This window comes from Pseudomonas donghuensis (assembly GCF_000696345.2).
Taxonomy (GTDB): domain Bacteria; phylum Pseudomonadota; class Gammaproteobacteria; order Pseudomonadales; family Pseudomonadaceae; genus Aquipseudomonas; species Aquipseudomonas donghuensis.
This window is the reverse complement of sequence record NZ_CP071706.1, coordinates 3,991,896-4,016,214: the sequence shown is the minus strand read 5'-3', so window position 1 is coordinate 4,016,214 and position 24,319 is coordinate 3,991,896. Positions and strand designations below refer to the sequence as shown.

General features: G+C 63.2%; 21 protein-coding genes and 1 pseudogene. 12 read left to right on the top strand and 10 right to left on the bottom strand.

Going from position 1 to position 24,319, the window contains the following annotated elements; all coding sequences use genetic code 11:
* Positions 1 to 105: 105 nt before the first annotated feature.
* The 4 genes from BV82_RS18680 to BV82_RS18665 all read right to left on the bottom strand — a co-directional run bounded on the left by BV82_RS18680 (position 106) and on the right by BV82_RS18665 (position 2,657).
* Positions 106 to 1,437: a deoxyguanosinetriphosphate triphosphohydrolase gene (locus tag BV82_RS18680; protein WP_010223335.1), complete on the bottom strand. Its 1,332-nt coding sequence runs from the start codon at positions 1,435 to 1,437 to the stop codon at positions 106 to 108.
* A gap of 189 nt (positions 1,438 to 1,626) precedes the next feature.
* On the bottom strand, positions 1,627 to 1,959 hold the full coding sequence (locus BV82_RS18675; RefSeq protein WP_036996428.1) for a hypothetical protein: 333 nt from the start codon (positions 1,957 to 1,959) through the stop codon (positions 1,627 to 1,629).
* Positions 1,956 to 2,333 (bottom strand): phage holin family protein, encoded by a 378-nt coding sequence (locus BV82_RS18670; RefSeq protein WP_010223337.1) that lies wholly within the window; start codon positions 2,331 to 2,333, stop codon positions 1,956 to 1,958. The genes BV82_RS18675 and BV82_RS18670 overlap by 4 nt, the downstream gene beginning before the upstream one ends.
* Positions 2,334 to 2,342: 9 nt before the next feature.
* Positions 2,343 to 2,657, bottom strand: coding sequence for an ElaB/YgaM/YqjD family protein (locus BV82_RS18665; protein ID WP_036996427.1), 315 nt, complete (start codon positions 2,655 to 2,657; stop codon positions 2,343 to 2,345).
* Between the two features lie 300 nt (positions 2,658 to 2,957).
* Between BV82_RS18665 and BV82_RS18660 the strand changes: the two genes are divergently transcribed.
* Entirely contained in the window at positions 2,958 to 4,166 is a 1,209-nt protein-coding gene (locus tag BV82_RS18660) for an ammonium transporter (protein ID WP_036996426.1), read from the top strand.
* Between the two features lie 5 nt (positions 4,167 to 4,171).
* Here the strand turns inward: BV82_RS18660 and BV82_RS18655 are convergent, their stop codons facing one another.
* Positions 4,172 to 6,130, bottom strand: coding sequence for a monovalent cation:proton antiporter family protein (locus tag BV82_RS18655; RefSeq protein ID WP_036996425.1), 1,959 nt, complete (start codon positions 6,128 to 6,130; stop codon positions 4,172 to 4,174).
* 178 nt (positions 6,131 to 6,308) lie between these two features.
* Here BV82_RS18655 and BV82_RS18650 point away from each other — a divergent pair, with 178 nt between their 5' ends.
* From BV82_RS18650 to BV82_RS18635, 4 genes are all read left to right on the top strand, one after another.
* A complete protein-coding gene (locus BV82_RS18650) occupies positions 6,309 to 6,545 on the top strand; it encodes a glutaredoxin family protein (protein WP_010223342.1) in 237 nt (78 codons plus the stop codon).
* 94 nt (positions 6,546 to 6,639) lie between these two features.
* Entirely contained in the window at positions 6,640 to 7,071 is a 432-nt protein-coding gene (locus tag BV82_RS18645; protein ID WP_010223343.1) for a D-Ala-D-Ala carboxypeptidase family metallohydrolase, read from the top strand.
* 92 nt (positions 7,072 to 7,163) lie between these two features.
* Complete coding sequence (locus BV82_RS18640) at positions 7,164 to 7,475, top strand: hypothetical protein (protein ID WP_010223344.1); 312 nt, start codon at positions 7,164 to 7,166, stop codon at positions 7,473 to 7,475.
* 50 nt (positions 7,476 to 7,525) lie between these two features.
* Positions 7,526 to 8,413 (top strand): pseudouridine synthase, encoded by an 888-nt coding sequence (locus tag BV82_RS18635; protein ID WP_036996424.1) that lies wholly within the window; start codon positions 7,526 to 7,528, stop codon positions 8,411 to 8,413.
* 42 nt (positions 8,414 to 8,455) lie between these two features.
* Here BV82_RS18635 and BV82_RS18630 read toward each other — a convergent pair whose 3' ends face one another.
* The 3 genes from BV82_RS18630 to acnA all read right to left on the bottom strand — a co-directional run bounded on the left by BV82_RS18630 (position 8,456) and on the right by acnA (position 13,882).
* Positions 8,456 to 10,021 (bottom strand): methyl-accepting chemotaxis protein, encoded by a 1,566-nt coding sequence (locus tag BV82_RS18630; RefSeq protein WP_010223346.1) that lies wholly within the window; start codon positions 10,019 to 10,021, stop codon positions 8,456 to 8,458.
* A 190-nt stretch (positions 10,022 to 10,211) separates the two neighbouring features.
* Entirely contained in the window at positions 10,212 to 10,988 is a 777-nt protein-coding gene (locus BV82_RS18625; protein ID WP_010223347.1) for a CPBP family intramembrane glutamic endopeptidase, read from the bottom strand.
* Between the two features lie 152 nt (positions 10,989 to 11,140).
* Positions 11,141 to 13,882: an aconitate hydratase AcnA gene (gene acnA / locus BV82_RS18620; RefSeq protein WP_036996422.1), complete on the bottom strand. Its 2,742-nt coding sequence runs from the start codon at positions 13,880 to 13,882 to the stop codon at positions 11,141 to 11,143.
* A 253-nt stretch (positions 13,883 to 14,135) separates the two neighbouring features.
* On the opposite strand from acnA, the gene rlmM reads away from it, so the two are divergent.
* Positions 14,136 to 15,200 (top strand): 23S rRNA (cytidine(2498)-2'-O)-methyltransferase RlmM, encoded by a 1,065-nt coding sequence (gene rlmM, locus BV82_RS18615; RefSeq protein ID WP_036996421.1) that lies wholly within the window; start codon positions 14,136 to 14,138, stop codon positions 15,198 to 15,200.
* 122 nt (positions 15,201 to 15,322) lie between these two features.
* Positions 15,323 to 15,565: a sulfurtransferase TusA gene (gene tusA / locus BV82_RS18610; protein WP_010223351.1), complete on the top strand. Its 243-nt coding sequence runs from the start codon at positions 15,323 to 15,325 to the stop codon at positions 15,563 to 15,565.
* On the opposite strand, the gene BV82_RS18605 is transcribed toward tusA, so the two are convergent.
* Positions 15,562 to 16,959 (bottom strand): MATE family efflux transporter, encoded by a 1,398-nt coding sequence (locus BV82_RS18605; protein WP_010223352.1) that lies wholly within the window; start codon positions 16,957 to 16,959, stop codon positions 15,562 to 15,564. The two genes, tusA and BV82_RS18605, sit on opposite strands and share 4 nt — an antisense overlap.
* Positions 16,960 to 17,102: 143 nt before the next feature.
* On the opposite strand from BV82_RS18605, the gene pdxB reads away from it, so the two are divergent.
* On the top strand, positions 17,103 to 18,245 hold the full coding sequence (gene pdxB, locus BV82_RS18600) for a 4-phosphoerythronate dehydrogenase PdxB (protein WP_036996420.1): 1,143 nt from the start codon (positions 17,103 to 17,105) through the stop codon (positions 18,243 to 18,245).
* Between the two features lie 53 nt (positions 18,246 to 18,298).
* Here pdxB and BV82_RS18595 read toward each other — a convergent pair whose 3' ends face one another.
* Entirely contained in the window at positions 18,299 to 18,472 is a 174-nt protein-coding gene (locus BV82_RS18595) for a PA1571 family protein (protein ID WP_010223354.1), read from the bottom strand.
* 276 nt (positions 18,473 to 18,748) lie between these two features.
* On the opposite strand from BV82_RS18595, the gene BV82_RS18590 reads away from it, so the two are divergent.
* The 4 genes and pseudogenes from BV82_RS18590 to mqo all read left to right on the top strand — a co-directional run bounded on the left by BV82_RS18590 (position 18,749) and on the right by mqo (position 24,319).
* Positions 18,749 to 20,521, top strand: coding sequence for an ABC transporter transmembrane domain-containing protein (locus BV82_RS18590; RefSeq protein WP_010223355.1), 1,773 nt, complete (start codon positions 18,749 to 18,751; stop codon positions 20,519 to 20,521).
* Between the two features lie 209 nt (positions 20,522 to 20,730).
* Positions 20,731 to 21,414 (top strand): annotated as a pseudogene (locus BV82_RS26780) (methyl-accepting chemotaxis protein); the annotation flags it as partial.
* 165 nt (positions 21,415 to 21,579) lie between these two features.
* Positions 21,580 to 22,347, top strand: coding sequence for a methyl-accepting chemotaxis protein (locus tag BV82_RS26775; RefSeq protein ID WP_420831752.1), 768 nt, complete (start codon positions 21,580 to 21,582; stop codon positions 22,345 to 22,347).
* Between the two features lie 373 nt (positions 22,348 to 22,720).
* A complete protein-coding gene (gene mqo / locus BV82_RS18580; RefSeq protein ID WP_010223357.1) occupies positions 22,721 to 24,319 on the top strand; it encodes a malate dehydrogenase (quinone) in 1,599 nt (532 codons plus the stop codon).

Sequence of the window (24,319 nt, the reverse complement as noted above, 5' to 3'; positions counted from 1 at the left end):
CGAAAGTGCCGGTCTGTTGATGATCGTTATCTGCGTGTAAGTTATTTCCTACTTGCTACGGATACGCACGCACCGTCCGGTACCCGGACAGTGCGTCGCAGCCGTTCAGGTTGGGCTGGAACGGCCAGTCATTTCACGGGCCATTTCACTGGCATAGCTGTCCGTCATCCCGGCAATGAAGTCGATCATGCGCAGGAAGGAGGTGTGCAGTGAGGCGTTGGGGCTTGGCGCGTTGTTACCCAGCAGGTCGAGGATACGCCGGCTCTTGAACGAGGGCGTGCGGCCGCCGTGCTGCTCCAGGGCGGCGCCACAGAACGAGTTGAGGAGAATTTCCAGGGTGGTGTAGGCACCAATTTCATGCAGGGTCTTGCGTTTGTCCTGGAAGATCTTCTTGCGCGCGATGTCCTTGGCCTGCAATACACAGCGTTTGGCCGGGCCATGCATATGCTCGACCAGATCGCCGTGGAGTGTGCCTGCCAGCAGGGCGTGCTGTTGCTCGACGAAGGCACGCGCGGCGGCGTTGGTCAGGTGTTCGATGGCTTTCCCGCGCAGGATCGCCAGTTTGCGCCGTCGAGAGTCGTCCGGGCCCAGCTGACGGTAGGTTTCCGGCAGGTCGTCACCCACCAGGCTCAGCAGGAGCGACTCCACTTCGGCATAGTCAAGCAAGTCCATTTCCAGGCCGTCTTCCAGGTCGATCAGGGCATAGCAGATGTCATCGGCCGCCTCCATCAGGTACACCAGTGGATGGCGTGCCCAGCGTTGTTCTTCGAGCTGTGGCAGGCCGAGCTTGCGGGCAATCTGTTCGAGCAATGGCAGTTCGCTCTGGTAGCAGCCGAACTTGTGTTTCTTGTAACCCAGTGCGTCGGCATGGCGCGCAGTCCAGGGGTACTTCAGGTAGGTGCCCAAGGTGGCATAGGTCAGTCGGGTGCCGCCATCGAACTGGTGGTACTCAAGTTGGGTGAGCACCCGGAAACCCTGGGCATTGCCTTCGAAGTTAAGAAAGTCGGCGCGCTCGGGCTCGCTCATCGCATCCAGCCAGCCGCGCCCGGCGGCCTGCTGGAACCAGTGACGGATAGCGTCTTCGCCGGAATGGCCGAAGGGTGGGTTGCCGATGTCATGGGCCAGGCAGGCTGACTGCACGACCATGCCCAGGTCGCTGGGTTCGCACCATTGCGGCAGGCTGGCGCGCAGGGTTTCGCCAACGCGCATGCCCAGCGAGCGGCCGACGCAGCTGACTTCCAGGGAATGGGTCAGGCGGGTGTGGATGTGGTCGTTGCTTGACACCGGGTGTACCTGGGTCTTGCGCCCCAGGCGGCGAAAGGCGCCGGAGAAGATGATCCGGTCGTGGTCTTTGTGGAACGGGCTGCGGCCGAGTTCTTCGGGGCTGTGCAGGGGTTTGCCGAGGCGTTCGCGGGTGAGCAGGGTGTGCCAATCCAAGGCCATTTCTCCGGTGCGGGGGCTGGGGGGTAGCTTCGCGGTTAGGGGGCGGCGCTGCAAGTGGCTTTGTGAGCTTAGGTCGGGGCAGGTAGATCAAGAGTGAGCGCGCCGATCTGTGGGAGCGGGCTTGACCCGCGATCACGCGCGCAGCGGTCGTAACCCAGGCGCTGCCTGTCGTGCTGGCGGCACTTACCGCTTGCTACCAGCGCCTTGCATGGCCAGCTTCAACAACGGGATCAAGCTGGTGGCCAATTTCACCAAGCGGCTGACGCTAACGCTGCGGGCGCCTTTGCCGGTCAGGAAACCCAGCAGCACCACGGCACCAATGCCCCACAACGGCGCGTGCTTGATGCCCAGGCCGCCTTGCAGCGAGTCGCCCATGGCGCGCAGGCGGGTCAGGGGGTTGAGCAGTTGCCCGGACTCATGGCGAATCTCCTGGCGGTGCATCTCCAGGCGCAGGCGCACCAGGGCCTTGCGCAGCTCTCGGCGGTTGGCGGACTGCGGTAGTTCAGGCAGGCTCATGGCAACAGGCGCTCCCGGTCCTTGGCAAGTTCTTCGAGGGTCGAGCTGAACGGCGACGATTCATCGAACATCGCAGCCTTCAGGCGCAGGCCGCAAAACAGCGCCGCCAGCCCATAGAACACGCACAGGCCAACGATGCCCGCCAGACGATAACTGTCCCAGAGCATCACCAGCACCAGGCCGGAGAGGGCGGTCAGCAACAGCAGGGCAAATACCAGGGCCAGCCCGGCCAACAGCAGCAGGCTCAGGGTCCGGGCCTTCTGCTCCTGCAATTCGATGCCAAACAGTTCGACATGGCCGTGCAACAGGCCCAGTACCGCCGCACCGAGGCGCTTGCTGGAGGGGCCGGCGCCGGCCAGTGGTTCGCTTTCCATGCTCGGTCCTCAGCGGCGGGTGGCCAGCAAGCCAATCAGGAAGCCGACACCGGCGGCGATGCCGATCGACTGCCAGGGATTGCTCTGCACGTAATCTTCAGTGGCGCTCAGGGCCGCCTGGCCTTGTTCGCGTACCGAGTCCTGGGTCAGTTGCAGGGTTTCCCGGGCGCGCAGCAGGCTGTCGTGGATCTGTTCGCGCAGTTCATCGGCCTGATCGCCAGCCAGGGTTGCCGTGTGTTCCAGCAGCTTCTCGGTATCGCGTACCAGGGCCTGGAAGTCAGCCATCAGTATTTCTTGAGCAGTCTTTGCCGATTTGCTGGCCATGGGGCTCTCCCTAACAGTGTGTATGGCTATTTCGAGTCGTGGGCGCGGGCGAAGGTTCAAGTGCAATTCACTGGTACAGCTTTTGCTTTGCCGTGGTGCGCCAGGGCCGGTGCCTGCGCCGCTTGTGGGCGTGGACAAACACCGGACCTGTAAACCTTAACCCAATCCACGACAAACCCAAGGAAAAACTCCCGTATCACCCGGATTGGCCAGGGAGGTGGCCGTGACAACGATCCAGGTTGGTGCACGAAGGGGTGTATCTGAGCTGTCTTGGTGCTTTTTTGCAGGCCTGCCTACTCCATGGAAAATTTGCAAAGCGCAGTGGACACCCTGGTCCACGGCTCCAACACGCTGTTCATTTTGCTCGGTGCGGTGATGGTCCTGGCCATGCACGCAGGTTTCGCCTTCCTTGAGGTGGGCACTGTGCGGCACAAGAACCAGGTCAACGCCCTGTCGAAGATTCTCAGCGATTTTGCCGTCTCGACCCTGGCGTACTTTTTCATCGGCTACTGGATTTCCTACGGCGTCAGCTTTCTGCAGCCGGCGCAGGTGTTGAGCCAGGCGCATGGGTACAGCCTGGTGAAGTTCTTTTTCCTGCTGACCTTTGCCGCGGCGATTCCGGCGATCATTTCCGGCGGTATCGCCGAACGGGCACGCTTTGCCCCGCAACTGTGCGCCACGGTGTTGATCGTGGCCTTTGTCTACCCATTCTTCGAAGGCATCGTCTGGAATGGCAACTTTGGCCTGCAGGCCTGGCTGGCGGCACGTTTTGGTGCAGGCTTCCATGATTTTGCCGGCTCTGTCGTGGTGCATGCCATGGGGGGCTGGCTGGCACTGGCGGCGGTATTGCTGCTGGGGCCGCGCAACGGCCGTTATCGCGACGGCAAGCTGGTGGCGTTTGCGCCGTCGAACATTCCTTTCCTGGCGCTGGGTTCGTGGATCCTGATCGTCGGCTGGTTCGGTTTTAACGTCATGAGCGCACAAACCCTGCAAGGGGTCAGCGGCCTGGTGGCGGTCAACTCGTTGATGGCCATGGTTGGCGGAACGGTGGCGGCCTTGGTGGTAGGGCGCAATGACCCGGGCTTCCTGCACAACGGCCCGTTGGCCGGGTTGGTGGCGGTGTGCGCAGGTTCCGACCTGATGCACCCGGTGGGCGCGCTGGCTACCGGGGCGATTGCCGGCGCCTTGTTTGTCGGCTGCTTTATCGCCGCGCAGAACACCTGGAAGATCGATGACGTGCTGGGCGTGTGGCCGTTGCATGGCTTGTGCGGGGTATGGGGCGCAATTGCCTGCGGGATCTTCGGCCAGAGTGCCTTGGGCGGGCTGGGCGGGGTCAGCCTGGTCAGCCAGTTGCTCGGCAGTTTGGCCGGAGTTCTGGTGGCCTTGATCGGCGGCTTTGCCGTGTACGGGGGGATCAAACTGTTGCTCGGTCTGCGCCTGAGTCAGGAGCAAGAGTATTACGGCGCCGACCTGTCGATTCACAAGATCGGCGCCACCAGTCAGGACTGAATCGTTCAGCGCCCGGCGAGCAAGCGTGCTTGGCAGGCTTCCACGGCGCTCAACGGGCCGCTGACCAGCACCGCATCACCGGCGTGCAGGCAGGTGCCGGTATCCACTTGCAGCTCCTCGCCCTGGCGCTGGACCGCCTGCAGCTCGACGCCCAGTTGTTCAAGGCCCAGCTCGCTCAAGGTACGGCCACAAGCGAAGGCTTCGGCGCCGAGGTTGACCGCGTGCATCATGGCCTTGGGCAGGCCTTCACTGTCGACCGGGCTGGTCTGGGCGCCATGGTAGAAGGCATGCAGCAGGCGGTAGCGGGTCTTGCGCACCTCATCCACCCGGTGCTGTACCTGATCTTGCGGCAGGCCGAGCATCACCAGGGCATGGGAGGCCAGCATCAGGCTCGATTCCAGCAGTTCCGGGACCACCGCCGTGGCGCCGGCCGCACGCAGCTCGTCGCGCTGGCTGTCGTCGCGGGTGCGTACCAGGATCTGCACCTGGGCGTGACGTGCGCGGGCGGCCTTGAGCACGCTCAGGGCGATGTCGGTCTTGTCCACGGCTATCACCAGTAGCCGCGCCCGCTCAAGGCCGATGGCCGTGAGCAGTTCGCCACGGCGCGAGTCGCCGTAGTGCACGCAACTTTCCCCGGCGGCGGCTTCCTGAACCCGCACCGGGTCGTCATCCAGCGCGATGAAGGGAATGTCCTCGCGGCGCAGGAAGCGCCCGATCGACTGGCCAACCCGGCCGTAGCCGCAAATCAGCACATGGCCGTTCATCGAGGCGCTCTGGGCTTCGATTTCTTCCAGTTGAACTTCCTGGTTGGGCTTGCGATGCAGGCGCGCGGCAATGCCGGGGGCGGCCCGGAGCAGCAGGGGGGTGACCAGCATCGAGCAGAAGGTCGCGGCCAGCAGCAGGTGCCCCAGCTCCTCGGGCAGCAGCTGGGTCTGTTGCATCTGCGCCATCAGGGCGAAACAGAACTCGCCCCCCTGGGCCAGGGCCAGGCCGCTGCGCCAGGCGGTTTCAGCGTCGCTGCCGCGCACCCGCACCAGGGCGGCGACGATGCAGCCCTTGACCAGCAGCAGTGCCAGGGTCAGGCCGAGGATCTGCAGGCCATGGCTGGCAAACAGTTGCAGGTCGATAAGCATGCCGATACTGACGAAAAACAGCCCCAGCAGGATGTCGCGGAACGGGCGGATGTCCGCTTCGATCTGATGACGGTAATTGCTTTCGCCCAGCAGCATGCCGGCGAGGAAGGCCCCCAGGGCCGGGGACAGCCCCAGCAAATGAGTCAGCCATGCCGTCAGCAGCACGATCACCAAGGCCAGAAGCACGAACAATTCCGCCGAATGCGAGCTGGCCACTTCATGGAACAGGCGCGGCAGCAGCCAGCGGCTGGCCAGCAGCAGGCCGACGAAGAGGATGACGGTCTTGCCCAGGGTCAAGGGCAAGGCCCAATACCAAGCCTGGCCGCTCTGGCCGGCAAACACCGGGACCAGGGTCAGCAGCAACACCGCCACCACATCCTGGAACAGCAGCACGCCGATGGCGTTCTGGCCGTGGCTGCTGAAAATCTCGCCGAGGCTGGTCAGCTCCTTGCTGACGATTGCCGTGGACGAGAGCGCAAGACCTGCGCCTAACAGCAATGCCGCGTTGCTCGGCATGCCCAGCAGGGCCAGCAGCCCGGCAAGCAGGATGCTGGTGCAGATCACCTGCAGGCTACCCAGGCCAAACACCACCTGGCGCAAGGCAAGCATCTTCGACAGGGAAAACTCAAGCCCTAAGGAAAACAGCAGAAACACCACACCCATTTCAGCCAGGTCCGGCAGCTCCTCACTTTCATTGACCCAGTCCAGGGCGGTAGGGCCAACGAACAGGCCGACGCACAAATAGCCGAGTACCGGCGGCAACTTCAGGCGCCGGAAGATAGCGATGACGACCAGCGATGAGGCCAGGATGATCAACAGGTTGGCAAACACAAAACACTCCCTTGCGAAAACAGCGAAAAAACCATTAAGTCTGAACGACTTGCGCCATTTGGCCATTGATGTGCATCAGCACTTCAATGCCGTTCGCCGACTTCAAGGGCGGCGCTCGACTGGCCCCGAATGCAGACCTAGAATAATGATCCGTTCCTACAGATGCTGGTACCCATAAATGCCTCCTGAATGCCAATTGTTCGGCACCCTGGGGTGTCACCTGTGTGAAGTGGCCGAGGCGCTGCTGATGCCGTTTGTCGAGCATGGGCTGCTGGTCGAGTTGGTTGATATTGCCGACCATGAGGGCATGTTCGAAGCCTATGGCCTGCGTATCCCTGTGCTGCGCCGATGTGATTCCGGGGCGGAGCTGAACTGGCCGTTTGACGCCGAACAAGTCGTGACCTTTCTGAAGTAAAGCAGTCATGGGCGGGGAGCCGCTTCCTGTCGTGCGTTGATTGAGCGGTGCGGGGACAATCCTTGGCGAATTCAAAACGCCAAGGAATGGTCCCATGCTGCTTTCCCCGCATTTCACGCTCGCTGAGATGACCGTCTCGGAAACCGCCGCACGTCGCGGTATCGACAATACCCCCAATGAGCAGATCATCAGCAACCTGCAACGGCTCAGCGCCGGGCTCGAAGAGATTCGCAGCCTGATCGGGCGGCCGATCCTGGTCAGCAGCGGCTTTCGCTCGCAAGCGCTGAACCAGGCGATCGGTGGCTCAGCCGGCAGTGTTCATACTCAAGGCCTGGCGGCGGATATCAACGCTGCCGGGTTGTCGCCCCGCGAGCTGGCCATGCGGGTAATGGACAGTGACCTGGTGTTCGATCAGTTGATCCTGGAGTTCGGCCAGTGGGTGCACTTTGGCCTAAGCGCCAATGTGCCGCGCCGTCAGGTGCTGACCATTCGCTACGACAGTGGTTATCTGCCAGGCCTGGTCTGACAGCGGCTGTCTGATTGACGCCGGCGACATCTCTGAATATGCTGTATATAAATACAGTGTAGGGGTGGCGCTTGCGTCGAGGGTCCGGATCAATGGTCAATGTCGAACAACTGAAATATTCCGTCAATCGCATGGCTGTCGAGGTCGTGAGTGAAGCGGTGCTCGAGTTGCGCCTTGACGGCCTGGTGCTGGAAGGCAAAACGCCGTTCAACAAAGTGCACTTCAACACATGCTTCGCCGAGATCGAAGCCTTGTTCCAGCGTGCTGGCTATCATCGGCCACTGGATGTGGTCGGTTATCAGGGCCTGCTGTACGCCCTCTACGATCCCAGCCGTTGGGAGGCGGTCGAGGTGCTGCGCTGGCTCAAGGAGTACACCGAGGCTGCAGCCGCCGAAGCTGGCTGAGCGGGCGGGCATGGGGGATAATGGCCGGTCCACCTGTCTCGAGTGTTCCCATGGCCACGCCCCCCTTCGATCCGGCTCAGCATCAAGCCAGCACCGTGTGCCTGCCGCCTGGCAACTGGGCGACGGTACTCGATTGCTTGAGCGAGCACTTCAAGGCCATTGGCCGCGAGCAGTGGCTCGATCGCATCGCCCGCGGCCGGGTGCTGGATGCTCAGGGGGCGCCGATCAGCGCCTCGCTTGTCTACCGTCCGGGCCTGCGCATCCATTATTTTCGCGAAGTGCCGAACGAGAAGCCGATTCCGGTCGAAGAGGCCATCCTGCACATCGATGAGCACCTGGTGGTGGCGGACAAACCGCATTTTTTGCCGGTCACCCCGACTGGCGAGTATGTCGAGCAGACCTTGTTGCGCCGGCTGATCCGTCGTCTCGACAACCCCAATCTGGTGCCCTTGCACCGCATCGACCGGCATACCGCCGGGCTGGTGCTGTTTTCGGCCAACCCGCAGAGCCGTTCGGCCTATCAGTCGCTGTTCCCCAACCGGCAGATCGACAAGCGCTACCAGGCCATCGCCCGCGCCTTGCCCGAGCGTGCGTTCCCGTTGGTGCACAAGAGCCGCCTGGTCAATGGCGAGCCGTTCTTTCGCATGCAGGAGGTGGACGGGCTGAGCAACAGCGAAACCCTGGCCGACGTGCTGGAGAAAAACGGCGAACTGTGGCGCTACGGGCTGTCGCCGGTGACCGGCAAGACCCACCAGTTGCGCGTGCACATGACCGCGCTGGGCGCGAGTATCTGCAATGATCCGTTCTATCCGGACATCGTTCAGGGGCCGGACGACTACAGCAAACCATTGAAGCTGTTGGCCCACAGCCTGCGCTTCAAGGACCCGCTGAACGGTGCAGAGCGTTACTTCGAAAGCCGGCTGACGCTCGACTGGTAAGGCGCGAAGCCGCGCACCGCCAAAGGCGATGCGCGGAAGGGCTTAGCGGTTGAAACGCTCCACCAGCGAGTACTGGGTGGTCGCGGTACGGGTCAGCTCTTCGCTGAGCAGTGCCGAATGCTGGGCCTGTTCCGAGGTCTGGTCGGCCAGTTGGGCGATGGTGCTGATGTTGCGGCTGATTTCGTCGGCAACCGCAGTCTGCTCTTCGGTGGCGGCAGCAATCTGCGTGGCCATGTCGGTAATGTTGGCCACCGCTTCACTGATACCCACCAATGCCTGGTCGGCTTCCATCACCCGTGCAACGCCTTCTTCAGCCTGGCGATGACCGCTTTCCATGGTCTGCACGGCGCTGTTGGCGGTCTGTTGCAGCTTGGCGATCAGGCCGTGGATCTGCCCGGTGGACTCAGCGGTGCGTTGTGCCAGTTGACGCACCTCGTCAGCGACCACGGCAAAACCGCGCCCCATCTCGCCGGCACGGGCCGCTTCGATGGCGGCGTTCAGGGCCAGCAGGTTGGTCTGGTCGGCAATGCCCTTGATCACATCGACCACGCCACCGATCTCGTCGCTGTCGCGGGCCAGCTGCGTGACGGTCAGGCCGGTTTCGCCAACGGCAGCCGACAGGCGCTGGATGGCTTCGCGGGTTTCCCCGGCGATGTCGCGGCCACGGCCGGTCAGGCGATTGGCTTCCTGGGTGGCATCGGCCGTGCGCTGGACATGGTTGGCCACTTCCTGGGTGGTGGCGGCCATCTGGTTGACGGCGGCGGCGACCTGCTCGGTCTCGACCCGCTGGCGTTCCAGGCCCGAGGAGCTGTTGTGGGCCAGGGTGTCGGACTGACGCGCTTGCTCGTTAAGGTGTTCGGCGGTGTCCTGCAGGCGGGTCAGGCAGGTTTTCATCCGTGCGTCCTGGCTGAGCATGGCCATTTCCAGGCGCGCCTGCACGCCGCGGCTGTCGGTGTACATCTGCGCGATCAGCGGGTCGGAGGTGGTCTGTTCGGCCAGGCGCAGCAGGCGCTTGAGGCCGCGTTGCTGCCAGCTCAGGCCGAGCAGGCCGAGCGGTACCGAGAGGCCGGCGGCCAGGGCGAAGCCCCAGGAGTGGCCCAGCCAGTTGCCGATCAAAAAGCCGACCTGGCTGACCAGAATGAACGGCAGCCAGTCCTGTACCACCGGCAGCCACTTGTCGCGACGCGGAATCGCCGGTTTGCCCTGGTTGATGCGCTGGTACAAGGCCTCGGCGCGGCGTACCTGCTCGGCGGTGGGCTTGACCCGCACCGACTCGAAACCTACCACCTGATTGTTCTCGAACACCGGCGTGACATAGGCGTTGACCCAGTAATGGTCACCCGACTTGCAGCGGTTCTTGACGATGCCCATCCAGGGCAGGCCTTGCTTGAGCGTGGTCCACATATGCGCAAACACTGCGGGTGGCACATCCGGGTGGCGCACCAGGTTGTGCGGCGCGCGCATCAGCTCCTCGCGGGAGAAACCGCTGATCTCGACGAAAGCGTCGTTGCAGTAAGTGATCACGCCCTTGGCATCAGTGGTCGAAATCAACCGTTGCTGAGCTGGGAAAGTCCGTTCGCGCTGGGTAATCGGCTGGTTGTTACGCATTAGCTGTTCAATCCGCAAGGCTTTCGAAAGGTATCGGCACGCCGGGGGTTTTGTTGAATGAATATTTGCAGGGTTTGATTTTGATCAAGGAGTCCTGATCTGACCTGCGCTAAGACATTCGTGCAAAGTTCAACAAATTAGCTGCATTCTTTCATGGTTTTGACACAAAAGTCAGCTAATGACCGCCTGTTCACGACGGCATCAGCATCGGGTAGCTGAAACCGGCAAAATGCGCCAGGTTCAGGCCGAAATGGCACAGAACCGCAGCGAAAAGGCCGCCATAACGGTAAGCCAGGCCATAGCCGATACCCGCCAGGCCAGCCAGCAACACCCATTGCCAGCCGCCACCCAGGTGGGCCAGGCCGAACAGTGTGGCGGCCAATGGCAGGGCCAGGTTCTGGTTCTTTAGCAGCCGTTGCAGACCGCCCTGGATATAGCCCCGGAACAGCAGCTCTTCAGTCAGGCACACCAGCAGCAGGTTGTTCATTGCCCAGACCCAGCCTTGCTCTGGCCACTTTGGCGCCCAGGCGACCATCCCCAACAGCCAGGCACCGCCCAGGCACACCGCGACAACCACGGGTAAGGTCAGGGCGAGGCTGGCCAATGGGCGCTTGTTCTTCAGTGCCAGCACCCAAGGGCAGGCCAGGAGCAGCCAGAAGCCAATCAGCGGCTTGTCGAGGTTCAGGTACATGGAAAAGGGCAGGGCGTCGCTGCTAAAGCGCACCTTGTCGATGACCTTGGCGCCGCTGAAGCCCGGCAGCATATGCAGGGCCAGGGCGATGGCCAGCATCACGAACAGGGCATGGCCGACCAGTTTCTGCCAGAGGCTGGCACGACGCACCAGCAGGCCGGCGCACAGCAGGGCAATCAGGGTGGGCAGGGCCAGCAGGCCGAGGTTGCCCTTGAACAGGGCGAAGATATAACCGAGGCCGAGCAGCGCCAGGCCGATCCATTGCGGAGCAAGCATGAGACATCCTTTGAAAAGCAAAACGTGAATCCTTCGACTGCGTTACTGCGGTCGAGGACACGCCTTTCGGCCATCCTTTGGCCATTACTGCTTATCCTACGTGTTCTGCGGCACAGGGCAAAGGCCCGGTCACCAAGGACCGGGCCCTGACTTCAGGCTGCGATCAATTGCCGCAGCACATAGTGAAGGATGCCGCCAGCCTTGAAGTACTCCACTTCGTTGAGGGTGTCGATCCGGCACAGCACTTCGATCTGTTCCTGGCGACCATCCTCGCGGCTGATCTTCAGGTTCAGGGTCATGTGCGGTTGCACCTGGGCATGGCTCAGGCCGAGTATGTCGATACGCTCGCGGCCATCCAGCGCCAGGCTCTTGCGGTTCTGCCCGGGCTTGAACTGCAGTGGCAGCACGCCCATGCCCACCAGGTTGGAGCGGTGAATACGTTCGAAGCTCTCGGCCAGCACCGCCTTGACCCCCAGCAGGTTGGTGCCCTTGGCGGCCCAGTCGCGGCTGGAGCCGGTGCCGTACTCCTGCCCGGCAATCACCACCAGAGGCGTGCCATCGGCTTGGTAGCGCATGGCCGCGTCATAGATCGCCAGCTTCTCGCCAGTGGGCACGTACAGGGTGTTGCCACCTTCTTCTCCGCCGAGCATTTCGTTGCGGATGCGGATATTGGCGAAGGTGCCGCGCATCATCACTTCATGGTTGCCACGCCGTGAGCCGTAGGAGTTGAAGTCGCGGGGCTCTACGCCCTTGTCGCGCAGGTAGTGTCCGGCCGGGCTGTCGGCCTTGATGTTGCCGGCCGGGGAGATGTGGTCGGTGGTCACCGAGTCGCCGAGCAGGGCCAGCACCCGGGCGCCGTGGATATCCTCGATCACCGGCAGCGGCCCGGTAATGGCATCGAAAAACGGTGGATGCTGGATGTAGGTGGAATCGTCCTGCCATACATAGGTGGCCGCCTGCGGCACCTCAATGGCTTGCCACTGGGCGTCGCCGGCGAACACCTCGGCATACTCCTTGTGGAACATCGCGGTATCGACGCTGGCCACGGCATCGGCGATTTCCCGCTGGCTTGGCCAGATGTCGCGCAGGTACACCGGTTGGCCATCCTTGCCGATGCCCAGTGGGTCACGGCTGATATCGATGCGCACGGTGCCGGCCAGGGCGTAGGCGACCACCAGCGGCGGCGAGGCCAGCCAGTTGGTTTTCACCAGCGGGTGCACGCGGCCCTCGAAGTTGCGGTTGCCCGAGAGCACCGAGGCGACGGTGAGGTCGGCGCTGGTGATGGCTCTCTCGATGGCTTCGTCCAGCGGGCCGGAGTTGCCGATGCAGGTGGTGCAGCCATAGCCGACCAGGTCGAAGCCCAGGGCATCGAGGTACTGGGTCAGGCCGGCGGCCTTGTAGTAGTCGGTCACCACTTTGGAGCCGGGGGCCAGCGAGCTCTTGACCCAGGGTTTGCGCTGCAGGCCTTTCTCGATCGCTTTTTTCGCCACCAGGCCTGCGGCCATCATCACGCTGGGGTTGGAGGTGTTGGTGCAGGAGGTGATCGCAGCGATCACTACTGCGCCGTTTCTGAGCAGGTGTTGCTGGCCTTGATGCTCATAGCTGACTTCGCCGGCCTGGTCGGCATTGCCCACCGCCACGCCGCCACCGCCCTCGCTTTCCAGGCGGCCTTCTTCCTTGCTCGACGGCTTGAGTTGCAGGCCGATGAAGTCATCGAAGGCCTGACTGACATTGCTCAGGGCCACGCGGTCTTGCGGGCGCTTGGGCCCGGCCAGGCTCGCTTCGACTTCATTCATGTCCAGGGCCAGGGCGTCGGTGAATACCGGCTCCTGGCCGGGCAGGCGCCACAGGCCCTGGGCCTTGCAGTAGGCCTCGACCAGTTTCACCGTGGCTTCAGGGCGGCCCGACAGGCGCAGGTAGTCGAGGGTAATCTGGTCGACCGGGAAGAAGCCGCAGGTAGCGCCGTACTCCGGCGCCATGTTGGCGATGGTGGCGCGGTCCGCCAGGGGCAGGTCGGCCAGGCCATCGCCGTAGAACTCGACGAATTTGCCGACCACGCCTTTCTTGCGCAGCATCTGCGTGACGGTCAGCACCAGGTCGGTGGCGGTGATGCCTTCACGCAGCTTGCCGGTCAGCTTGAAGCCGATCACTTCCGGGATCAGCATCGACACTGGCTGGCCGAGCATCGCCGCTTCGGCCTCGATACCGCCCACGCCCCAGCCCAGCACGCCCAGGCCGTTGATCATGGTGGTGTGCGAATCGGTGCCGACCAGGGTGTCGGGGAAGGCGTAGGTGCGCCCGTCCTCTTCACGGGTCCAGACGGTGCGGCCCAGGTACTCAAGGTTGACCTGGTGGCAGATGCCGGTGCCCGGCGGCACCACGCTGAAGTTGTCGAAGGCGTTCTGGCCCCAGCGCAGGAAGGCATAGCGTTCACCGTTGCGCTGCATTTCGATGTCGACGTTCTGGGCAAAAGCCTGCGGGCTGGCGTAGCGGTCGACCATCACCGAGTGGTCGATGACCAGGTCGACCGGCGACAACGGGTTGATCCGCTGTGGGTCGCCGCCGGCCTTGGCCATGGCCGCGCGCATGGCCGCCAAGTCGACCACCGCCGGAACGCCAGTGAAGTCCTGCATCAGCACCCGTGCCGGGCGGTACTGGATTTCGCGGTCGGAGCGCCGCTCCTTGAGCCAGTTGGCCAGCGCCGAAAGGTCGCCGCTGGTGACGGTCTTGCCGTCTTCCCAGCGCAGCAGGTTTTCCAGCAGCACTTTCAGCGACATCGGCAGGCGCTGCAGATCGCCGAGGGTGCGAGCGGCGTCGGGCAGGCTGTAATAGTGGTAGAGACGATCATCGACCGTCAGGGTCTTGAGGGTTTTCAGGCTATCGAGCGAGGGCATTACCAACTCCTTCTGCGCCGGTGAACGGCAATCTTCCCTGCTGTCGCCGGTTCACCGCCTCTGTGACGGTCCGCACGGCACGGACCTGGCTGAACGGTCAGGTTAGCCCTGTTTGGCGGACCTGACCATGTACTGGACCGGCAGGAAGTGTCGCAGGTTCCGAACTTCCTTTATCATTCGCCGATTTACCGGCGCTGCGTATTGCGCCCGGTCAGGGTTGGCGTGATTGGGCGCCATCCGTCCTGGAGTGAAGATGAATACCCTGTTTATGCATTGCCGGCCCGGTTTCGAAAGTGAAGTCTGTGCCGAAATCGCCGAGCACGCCGCGCGCCTGAACGTCGCCGGCTACGCCAAGGCCAAGCCGCAGAGCGCCTGCGCCGAGTTCATCTGCAACGACGCCGAAGGTGCCGAGCAAATGATGCGCGAGCTGCGTTTTGCCCAGCTGATCTTCCCCCGGCAATGGGCCCGCGGCGCGTTCATCGAGCTGCCGGAAACCGATCGCATCAGCGTACTGCTCGACGCCCTGGCTGATTATCCGCAGTGCGGCAGCCTGTGGCTGGAGGTGATGGACACCAACGACGGCAAGGAGCTTTCGACCTTTTGCCGAAAGTTCGAAGTACCGCTGCGCAAAGCCCTGAGCAAGGCCGGGCGCCTGGTTGAGGATGCGCACAAGCCACGTTTGCTACTGACCTTCGTCAGCGGCCGGCGGGTGTTTGTCGGCCTGGCGGCGGCGGACAACTCGGCGATGTGGCCGATGGGCATTCCGCGCCTGAAATTTCCCCGCGAAGCACCGAGCCGTTCGACCCTGAAGCTGGAAGAGGCCTGGCACCACTTCATCCCGCGCGACCAGTGGGATGCGCGGCTGTCCGATGACATGACCGGGGTCGACCTCGGCGCGGCGCCGGGTGGCTGGACCTATCAACTGGTCAAGCGCGGCATGCTGGTGACCGCCATCGACAACGGACCGATGGCTGAGAGCCTGATGGACACCGGCCTGGTCCAGCACCTGATGGCCGACGGCTTTACCTACAAGCCCAAGCAAACCGTGGACTGGATGGTCTGCGATATCGTCGAGAAGCCGGCGCGCAGTGCTGCCTTGCTGGAAACCTGGCTGGGCGAAGGCCTGTGCCGGGAGGCGGTGGTCAACCTCAAGTTGCCGATGAAGCAGCGCTATGCCGAAGTGCGGCGCTTGCTCGAACGCATCGAGGAAGGCTTCAAGGCGCGCAAGGTCAAGGTGTCGATTGGCTGCAAGCAGCTGTATCACGACCGCGAAGAAGTGACCTGCCACTTGCGCCGCCTGGATCTGAAACCGCGGTGAGGCCATCGCTGGCAAGGGTGGCTGCAAAACCTGTGGGAGCCGGCGTTGCCGGCGATCAGCCCAGCGAAGATGACCCTGCCGTGTGCATGAGCGATAATAGCTGATTGTTTCCGGAGTTCTACATGACTGACCTGACCCCAGATGCCATCCTCGACGCCACCGGCCTCAACTGCCCGGAGCCGGTGATGATGCTGCACCAGCACATCCGCGACCTGGCCGCCGGTGGCCTGCTCAAGGTGATCGCCACCGATCCCTCGACCCGTCGCGATATCCCCAAGTTCTGTGTGTTCCTGGATCACGAACTGGTCCAGCAGCAGGAAGACGCGGGCACCTACCTGTACTGGATCCGCAAGAAGCTCGACTAACGCTTTTCAGCCCGGCGAATGTGCTTGGCGCTGCTGCGCGCCAATCGAATCGCCAGCATCAGCGCCGCGCAGGTGAGCCCGGCAATCAGGCCTTCCCACAGGCCGTTGGGGCCGCTGGCCGGGCCGAACAGGTCGGTCAGGCCCAATACATAACCCACCGGCAAGCCAATGCCCCAGTAGGCGAACAGGGTCAGGATCATGGTCACCCGGGTGTCCTGGTAGCCGCGCAGGGCACCGGCGGCGATCACCTGGATGGCATCGGAGAACTGATACAGCGCGGCATACACGATGAGCATCGCGGCAATCTGGATCACTGCCGTATCCGGGGTGTAGATCGAGGCGATCGGCTCGCGCATCAGCAGGATCAAGCTGGCCGAGAAGCAGGCGAACACCAGCGCCGCGCCCAGGCCGACCAGGGCGGCGAAGCGCGCCTGGCGTGGCAACCCGGCGCCAACCGCCTGGCCAACCCGCACGGTCACCGCCATCCCCAGTGAATACGGAATCATGAACAGCAGCGAGCTGATGTTCAGGGCAATCTGGTGCCCGGCGACCACGGTCGGGCCGAGGCTGCCGATCAGCAAGGCAATCACCGCGAAGATGCTCGACTCGGCGAATACTGCGATACCGATCGGCAGACCGACGCCGATCAGGCGCTTGATCACCGGCCACTGCGGCTTGTCGCAGCGCACCAGCACCCGGCTTTGGGCATAGGCCGGGGCCCAGCGGGTCCAGGCGGCCATGCTCAGGGCCATGAACCACATGACAATGCCACTGGCCCAGCCGCAACCGACGCCGCCCAGGGCCGGCAGGCCCAGATGGCCGTAGATCAGCACATAGTTCAGTGGAATGTTCAGCAGCAGGCCGGACAGGCCGATGACCATGCTTGGCCGGGTCCGGCCCAGGGCATCGCTATAGCAGCGCAGCACGTAATAAAGGGCGACGCCGGGGAAGCCGAAGGCAATGCCTTGCAAATAGCCCATGCTCGGCGCCACCAGTTGCGGGTCGACTTTCATCACCTGCAGGATCGGTTCGGCGCTGAGCAACAGGCCGCTGGCAATCAGGCCAACGCTCAGCGCCAGCCACAACGCCTGACGCACCAGCGGGCCGATCTCGGCATGCTGGCCGGCACCATAGCGCTGGGCAACCTTGGGCGTGGTCGCCAGCAGGGTGCCGGTCATCAGCAGGTACACCGGGATCCAGATCGAGTTGCCCAGGGCCACGGCTGCCAGGTCGCGCGGGCTGACCCGGCCAGCCATCACCGCATCGACAAAGCCCATGGCGGTGGTCGCCAGCTGGGCAATGATGATTGGCGTGGCCAGCATCAGCAGGCCGCGCAGCTCGGTGCGGACCCGCGCCGGACGCGACAGGGCAGGGGTTGGGGTATCGGCAGTCATCGGTGTCACAAGGCAGGCGTCCACATAAAAGATGGGCAAAGCCGGCTAGTCTACGCCTTGACGCGGCAGTCAGGAAACCTTGCCTGCCTGTGGATCAGTCCACCCGTATCGGCCTACACTGCGCACCCCGATAGGAGAGCGCCATGCTGATTGTTGCTGACGAGAATATCCCGCTGCTCGATGCCTTCTTTGCCGGCTTCGGCGAAATTCGCCGCTACCCCGGGCGGGCGATCGATGCCGCCTGCGTCAAGGATGCCGACGTACTGCTGGTACGTTCGGTGACCAAGGTCGACCGCACTTTGCTCGAAGGCAGCCGGGTGAAGTTTGTCGGCACCTGCACCATCGGCACCGATCACCTGGCTCTGGATTATTTCGCCGAGGCTGGCATTCACTGGTCCAGCGCGCCAGGCTGCAACGCCCGCGGGGTGGTCGACTATGTGCTCGGTAGCCTGCTGACCCTGGCCGAGCTTGACGGCGCCAGTTTGCCTGCGCGTACCTATGGGGTGGTGGGGGCCGGTGAAGTCGGTGGGCGCCTGGTCGAGGTGCTGCGTGGCCTGGGCTGGCAGGTGCTGGTGTGTGATCCGCCGCGTCAGGCGCGCGAAGGCGGCGACTACGTGAGCCTGGAGCAGGTGCTTGAACAGTGCGATGTGATCAGCCTGCATACCCCGCTGACCCGCGGCGGCGAGCAGCCCACCTGGCACTTGCTGGGCGAGCAGCAATTGGCGCGCCTGCGCCCGGGGGCCTGGCTGATCAACGCCAGCCGTGGCCCGGTAGTGGACAATCAGGCGCTGCGCCAGCTGCTGCGCGAGCGCGATGACATCCAGGCGGTACTCGATGTCTGGGAAGGCGAGCCCCAGGTCGACCTGGCCCTGGCCGACCTCTGCGTGATTGCCACCCCGCATATTGCCGGCTACAGCCTGGACGGCAAGCAACGTGGCACGGCGCAGATCTATCAGGCGTTCTGCGCTTGGCGCGGCGAGCCTGAGCGGGTGCAACTGGCCGACCTGCTACCGCAGCCGTGGCTGGCCGAAATCGCTTTGCAGGCCGAGACCGATCCGGCCTGGGCCCTGGCCACCCTGTGCCGCGCAGTGTATGACCCACGCCGCGACGATGCTGACTTTCGCCGTAGTTTGAGCCGCGACCCGGCTCAGCAGAAGGCCGCCTTCGACCGCCTGCGCAAACACTACCCGCCGCGTCGCGAGATCGAAGGCCTGGCCGTGCGCTTGCACGGCCAGGCGCCGCAGTTGGCGCAGATGGCCCGCGCCCTGGGCGCAGTGCTGGTCTGAGTCGCGGGCAATAAAAACCCGGCGCGTGCGCCGGGTTGAAGAATTCGGGTGGGTCAGTCTTTCTTGGCGAGTTCTACCCGGCTTTTTTCCAGCTCCTCGCAGGCATGCTGGATCATCTCTTCGGTGATGATAATTTCTTTACCATCCTTGTCGATGATCGTGCCGCCTACCGATGCCTGCGGGTTAGGCACGGGTTTTTCCTGGGTATTGCCTTGTTGCAAGCTCATTTCCTGTCTCCTCATCAGGTTGCAAGCTCAGACTAGAATCGCCTCGTGACCGGCCTGTGACAGCTCTTTCGTTTATCACTGTGCGACCTGTCCACTCCACCAGAAAGGTGAGTAAACCTCCAGTGGTACTTTAGACCGAAACGGTCTAGCCCGCTGCGCCCTGGGTCTTATATGCCCAGGTTCTGGTTCCGACGCCTGCCATTACCGGGAGTTCCTTGGCGCTGGACGAGCGGTCCGGTGTAGGCTGGCGCAAACAGCAGACAAACGGCGTACTCCATGCTCAACCGGTTTTCTCCCCGCCAGCGCCAGGCCATGCGCCTGGGGTGGCGCTTCATCCGTCCTTACCGCAAGCAGGTGCTGCTGGCCTTGCTGGCGCTGATAGTCACCGCGGCGATTACCCTGTCCATGGGCCAGGGCATCCGCCTGTTGGTCGACCAGGGCTTCATGACCCGCTCGCCGCACCTGCTCAATCAGTCCATCGGCCTGTTCCTGCTATTGGTGCTGGCCCTGGCGATCGGCACCTTCAGCCGCTTTTACCTGGTGTCCTGGATTGGCGAGCGTTGCGTGGCCGATATCCGCCAGCAGGTGTTCGACCACCTGATCGACCTGCACCCGGGCTTTTTCGAAAACAACCGCAGCTCGGAAATCCAGTCGCGGCTGACCGCCGATACCACCTTGCTGCAGTCGGTGATCGGCTCGTCGCTGTCGTTGTTCCTGCGCAATGCCTTGATGGTGCTGGGCGGGATCGTCCTGCTGTTTGTCACCAACCCCAAGCTCACCAGTATCGTGGTGCTGGCCTTGCCGCTGGTGCTGGCGCCGATCCTGATCTTCGGCCGGCGGGTGCGCAGCCTGTCGCGGCAAAGCCAGGACCGGGTGGCCGATGTTGGCAGTTACGTGGCCGAAACCCTCGGCCAGATCAAGACCGTGCAGGCCTACAACCATCAGGCCAGTGACCAGCAGCGATTCGCCACGACGGTCGAGGCGGCCTTCGCTGTGGCACGCCAGCGCATCCTCCAGCGCGCCTGGCTGATCACCTTGGTGATCGTGTTGGTGCTTGGCGCGGTCGGGGTGATGCTCTGGGTCGGTGGCATGGATGTGATCGCCGGGCGCATTTCCGGGGGTGAACTGGCCGCTTTCGTGTTCTACAGCCTGATCGTCGGCAGTGCTTTTGGTACCTTGAGCGAAGTGATCGGTGAGCTGCAGCGTGCCGCAGGGGCGGCCGAGCGGATTGCCGAGCTGCTGGCGGCGCGCAGCGAGATTGTTGCGCCGGCGCAAGGCCTGCAGCGTACGGCGGCGCGGGCCAGCGGGCGGGTCGAGTTGCAGGCTGTGGGTTTTGCCTATCCGTCACGGCCGACGCCGCCCGCCATCGATGGCTTGAGCCTGACGGTCGAGCCCGGCGAAACCCTGGCCCTGGTCGGCCCGTCGGGGGCGGGCAAGTCGACGCTGTTCGACCTGCTGCTGCGTTTTTATGACCCGCAGCAAGGGTGCATCCGGCTCGATGGCCAGGATATCAGTCGCCTGGATCCCCAGGACCTGCGCCGCCACTTCGCCCTGGTGGCGCAAAACCCGGCGCTGTTTTTTGGTACGGTGGAAGACAACATCCGCTACGGGCGGGCCGATGCCACAGTCGAGCAGGTCCAGGCCGCGGCCCGCAGTGCCCATGCCCATGAATTCATCCTGCAGTTGCCCAAGGGTTATCAGACCCATCTGGGGGATGCTGGCCTCGGATTGTCGGGTGGTCAGCGCCAGCGCCTGGCGATTGCCCGGGCGTTGCTGATGGATGCACCGATCCTGTTGCTCGATGAAGCCACCAGCGCCCTCGATGCCCAGAGCGAGCACCTGATCCAGCAAGCGCTGCCGACCTTGATGAGCGGGCGCACCACCTTGGTGATCGCCCATCGCCTGGCCACGGTGCAGCATGCTGATCGCATTGCGGTGATCGACCAGGGCCGGTTGGTGGCGATCGGCAGTCATCGCCAGTTGATTGCCGAGAGCCCCTTGTATGCGCGGCTGGCGGCGTTGCAGTTCAACACCATGACGGATTTGTGACGGCCTCCTACAGACTGTCACAATTCTGTAGCAATGCCTTGAGACTATCTGCTCCAGCTGTTGCGTAATGCTTGAACCTGGCTGCTATCGATCGATGGCAGCTTTTTTTTGGCCTGCTGTCAGCGGCCAAAGAACAAGGACAGGGAGGTCTTTGCCGGGTCGACGCCACGTGCGTCGCGTCCTCATTCCTTGTTTCGGGACTTCTTCCGATGTTGCGTACATCCCTCAGAGTACAAATCCTCGCCTTGCTCGGCGGCAGCCTGCTGGCGATTCTGTTGATCGCCCTGGTGTGTTTTCAATTGTTGTCCTCCAGCGTGCGTGGCTATGGGCAATTGATCGACGGGCCGTTGCAGGCGTCGCAGTTGATCGATGAGGCCAACCTGCAGTTCAAGGTTCAGGTCCAGGAATGGAAGAACGTGCTGCTGCGCGGCAAGCAGCCCACCGAGCTGGACAAGTACTGGCAGCAGTTCTTGGCGCGCGAGCAGCAGGTGCAAGGCATCCTTGACCAGTTGATCGAGCACAGCGAGCAGCCGCTCAAGGCCCGCGCCGAGCAGCTCAAGGACAGTCACCGGCAGTTGGGCCAGGCATACGCACAAGGGCGTCAGGCGTTTCTGGCCGCGGGTGCTGATCCTGCGGTCGGCGACCAGGCGGTAAAAGGCGTCGACCGCGCCGCCAGCGAACAGATGAGCGCGCTGGTCACGCAACTGCGCACTGATGCCCAGGCACGCGCCCAGGCCATTAGCCAGTCGGCTGAGCGCACCGTCTGGCTGGGGCTGCTGGTGATGTTCGGTTCGGCCGTGCTGGTCGGCCTGTTCAGCCTGTGGCTGGTCAACCGCAGCCTGATCGAGCCGATCCGCGGCTTGATCGACTATGTCGCGCAACTGAGCCAGGGGCGCTTCGAGGCCCGGGTCGCCAGTGACCGTCGGGATGAGCTGGGGCGGCTGGCAGTGGCGGCCAATACCCTGCGCGACTTTCTTGCCGACACCTTCAGCCGCCTGCAGCGCAACGCCGGTGAGCTGGAAAGCGCCAGCGGTGAATTGCGCGGTATTGCCGGCAACATGGCGCGCGGCACCGACGATCAGTTCCAGCGTACCGACCAGGTCGCCACGGCGATGCATGAAATGTCCGCGACCGCCCAGGAAGTTGCCCGCCATGCCGCCGACGCCGCGCGTGCCGCCGATGAAGCCGATCACAGCGCCCAGGCCGGCGAGCAGGTGATGCAGCAGACCATCGACACCATTGCCGTGGTCAACCAGGAAATCGCCGGCACCGCCGAGGTGATTCGTCATCTGCAAGCCGATAGCGGGCGCATTGGCAAGGTCCTGGAAGTGATTCGCGGTATTGCCGAGCAGACCAACCTGTTGGCGCTCAATGCTGCCATTGAGGCGGCGCGGGCCGGGGAGGCCGGGCGCGGCTTTGCCGTGGTCGCCGATGAAGTGCGCAGCCTGGCCCAGCGTACAGCGGCCTCCATTGCTGAAATCAACCAGATCATCAGTGCCGTGCAGTCCGGCGCCGTGGACGCGGTCAAGGCCATCGAAAGCGGCCAGCGGCGCAGCGAGGAGGGGGCCGAACAGGTGCAGCAGGCCGGGCAGATGCTGCAGCGCATCACCGTGGCGGTGGAGGCCATTCGCGATATGAACCGGCAGATTGCCACGGCCGCCGAAGAGCAAACCAGCGTTGCCGAGGATATCTCCCGCAACCTGGTGGAAATCACCCGCATCGCCACCACCAACCAGCAGGCCGTGCAGCAGACCGAGCAGGCCGGCCAGCATTTGCACGGGCTGTCCGGGCAGCTTGGCGAAGTCACCGCACGCCTGAGTGCTTGAGCAGCGAAGGGGGAAATCCGCCACATCCAGCGTCCGTAGCCTGGCAATGTGGCGGATTGTCGCCAGCTAAACCGTTAAAGTTGGGGTGCGACGACTCGTCCTAGCTATTAGCCGTTGGTCTTGTGAAAGTTGGCCCGTTTCCTGCTTTAAGGCGACCCACCCTGACAGCGGCGGCCTTGCCCCGTGTCTGGCGTGACGACCGTTCCCGATCCATCGAACAACCCCAGCCGCCATCCATTGCCTGTGCATCCGGCCGACTGCCTGAGCACCAGCTACGCTGAGCCTTGGACTGCGCGAGCAACAACAAGAATCCGGGCGTGCACTACGGGACCTGCGGTCATTGCCAATTACTTCACTTCAATTGGATTGAACTATGAAAAAAATCCTGCTGACGCTCCTGTGCCTGAGTGTCATCGGTTGCTCCAAGCCCAGTGAGCCCGAGAAAACCGTAGACGTGCTGCTGATCGGCGGCGGCATCATGAGTGCAAGCCTGGGTACCTACCTCAATGAGCTGGAACCCGGTTGGTCGATCGACATCTACGAGCGCCTGGACAAGGTCGCCGAAGAAAGCTCCAACGCCTGGAACAACGCCGGTACCGGTCACTCTGCCTTTTGCGAGCTGAACTACACCAGCGAAGGCGCCGACGGCAAGATCGATATCAGCAAGGCCGTTGGGGTCAACGAGCAGTTCGAGATCTCCAAGCAGTTCTGGGCCTACCAGATCGAGCAGAACGTGCTGAGCAACCCGAAGTCGTTCATCAACAACGTGCCGCACATGAGCTTCGTCTGGGGCGACAAGAACGTCGAGTTCCTCAAGAAGCGTCATGAAGCCCTGCAGCACAGCTCGCTGTTCCGTGGCATGGAGTACTCCGAAGACCACGAGCAGATCAAGAAGTGGGTACCGATCGTGATGGAAGGCCGTGCCGCCGACCAGAAGATCGCCGCCACCCGCATGCCGATCGGTACCGACGTCAACTTCGGCGAGATCACCCGCCAGCTGTTCGCCTCGCTGACCAAGCACGACAACGTCAAGCTGCACGTCCAGCACGAAGTGCGCGACATCGTGCGCAATGCCGACAACACCTGGACCGTGGTCGTCGCTGACCTGGCCAACAAGGGTGCCGAGAGCAGCATCAAGGCCAAGTTCGTCTTCATCGGTGCCGGTGGTGGCGCCCTGAAGCTGCTGCAGAAGTCGGGCATCCCTGAAGCAGACGGCTATGCCGGCTTCCCGGTCGGTGGCCAGTTCCTGATGACCGACAACCAGGACATCGTTGCCCGTCACAAGGCCAAGCTGTACGGCAAGGCGTCGGTCGGTGCACCGCCGATGTCGGTTCCGCACCTGGACACCCGCGTGATCGACGGCAAGGAAGTGCTGTTGTTCGGCCCGTTTGCCACCTTCTCGACCAAGTTCCTGAAGAACGGCTCGCTGCTGGACATGTTCGCGGCGCTGACTACCCACAACATCATGCCGATGACCCACGCCGGTATCGACAATATCGACCTGAGCACCTACCTGATGGGTCAGTTGATGCTGAGCTTCGATGACCGCATGACGGCCCTGCGCGAGTACTTCCCGAACGCCAAGAACGAAGACTGGAAGCTGCTGCAGGCCGGTCAACGCGTCCAGGTGATCAAGAAGGACCCTGAGCACGGCGGCATCCTGCAGTTCGGTACCGAAGTCGTTGCTGCCCAGGACGGCACCATTGCCGCACTGCTGGGCGCCTCGCCAGGTGCCTCGACCGCTGCGCCGATCATGCTGACCGTGCTGGAAAAGACCTTCAAGGATCGCATCAAGACCCCTGAGTGGCAGGCCAAGCTGAAGGAAATCGTTCCGACCTATGGCCAGAAGCTCAACAACAACCTTGAGCTGACCAACAAGACCCGTGAATGGAGCAGCTCGCGTCTGGGCCTGCTGTATGTTCCGGTGCTGCCGGAAGCGGCCGCTGCGGTACAGGCTGAGCCTGCGCTGTAA

Excerpts from the sequence above, each read along its gene's own strand:
- BV82_RS18675 (WP_036996428.1), bottom strand. The coding sequence starts at position 1,959 with ATGAGCCTGCCTGAACTACCGCAGTCCGCCAACCGCCGAGAGCTGCGC.
- BV82_RS18670 (WP_010223337.1), bottom strand. The coding sequence starts at position 2,333 with ATGGAAAGCGAACCACTGGCCGGCGCCGGCCCCTCCAGCAAGCGCCTC.
- BV82_RS18665 (WP_036996427.1), bottom strand. The coding sequence starts at position 2,657 with ATGGCCAGCAAATCGGCAAAGACTGCTCAAGAAATACTGATGGCTGAC.
- BV82_RS18660 (WP_036996426.1), top strand. The coding sequence starts at position 2,958 with ATGGAAAATTTGCAAAGCGCAGTGGACACCCTGGTCCACGGCTCCAAC.
- BV82_RS18650 (WP_010223342.1), top strand. The coding sequence starts at position 6,309 with ATGCCTCCTGAATGCCAATTGTTCGGCACCCTGGGGTGTCACCTGTGT.
- BV82_RS18645 (WP_010223343.1), top strand. The coding sequence starts at position 6,640 with ATGCTGCTTTCCCCGCATTTCACGCTCGCTGAGATGACCGTCTCGGAA.
- BV82_RS18640 (WP_010223344.1), top strand. The coding sequence starts at position 7,164 with ATGGTCAATGTCGAACAACTGAAATATTCCGTCAATCGCATGGCTGTC.
- BV82_RS18635 (WP_036996424.1), top strand. The coding sequence starts at position 7,526 with ATGGCCACGCCCCCCTTCGATCCGGCTCAGCATCAAGCCAGCACCGTG.
- BV82_RS18630 (WP_010223346.1), bottom strand. The coding sequence starts at position 10,021 with ATGCGTAACAACCAGCCGATTACCCAGCGCGAACGGACTTTCCCAGCT.
- BV82_RS18625 (WP_010223347.1), bottom strand. The coding sequence starts at position 10,988 with ATGCTTGCTCCGCAATGGATCGGCCTGGCGCTGCTCGGCCTCGGTTAT.
- acnA (WP_036996422.1), bottom strand. The coding sequence starts at position 13,882 with ATGCCCTCGCTCGATAGCCTGAAAACCCTCAAGACCCTGACGGTCGAT.
- rlmM (WP_036996421.1), top strand. The coding sequence starts at position 14,136 with ATGAATACCCTGTTTATGCATTGCCGGCCCGGTTTCGAAAGTGAAGTC.
- tusA (WP_010223351.1), top strand. The coding sequence starts at position 15,323 with ATGACTGACCTGACCCCAGATGCCATCCTCGACGCCACCGGCCTCAAC.
- BV82_RS18605 (WP_010223352.1), bottom strand. The coding sequence starts at position 16,959 with ATGACTGCCGATACCCCAACCCCTGCCCTGTCGCGTCCGGCGCGGGTC.
- pdxB (WP_036996420.1), top strand. The coding sequence starts at position 17,103 with ATGCTGATTGTTGCTGACGAGAATATCCCGCTGCTCGATGCCTTCTTT.
- BV82_RS18595 (WP_010223354.1), bottom strand. The coding sequence starts at position 18,472 with ATGAGCTTGCAACAAGGCAATACCCAGGAAAAACCCGTGCCTAACCCG.
- BV82_RS18590 (WP_010223355.1), top strand. The coding sequence starts at position 18,749 with ATGCTCAACCGGTTTTCTCCCCGCCAGCGCCAGGCCATGCGCCTGGGG.
- BV82_RS26775 (WP_420831752.1), top strand. The coding sequence starts at position 21,580 with ATGGCGCGCGGCACCGACGATCAGTTCCAGCGTACCGACCAGGTCGCC.
- mqo (WP_010223357.1), top strand. The coding sequence starts at position 22,721 with ATGAAAAAAATCCTGCTGACGCTCCTGTGCCTGAGTGTCATCGGTTGC.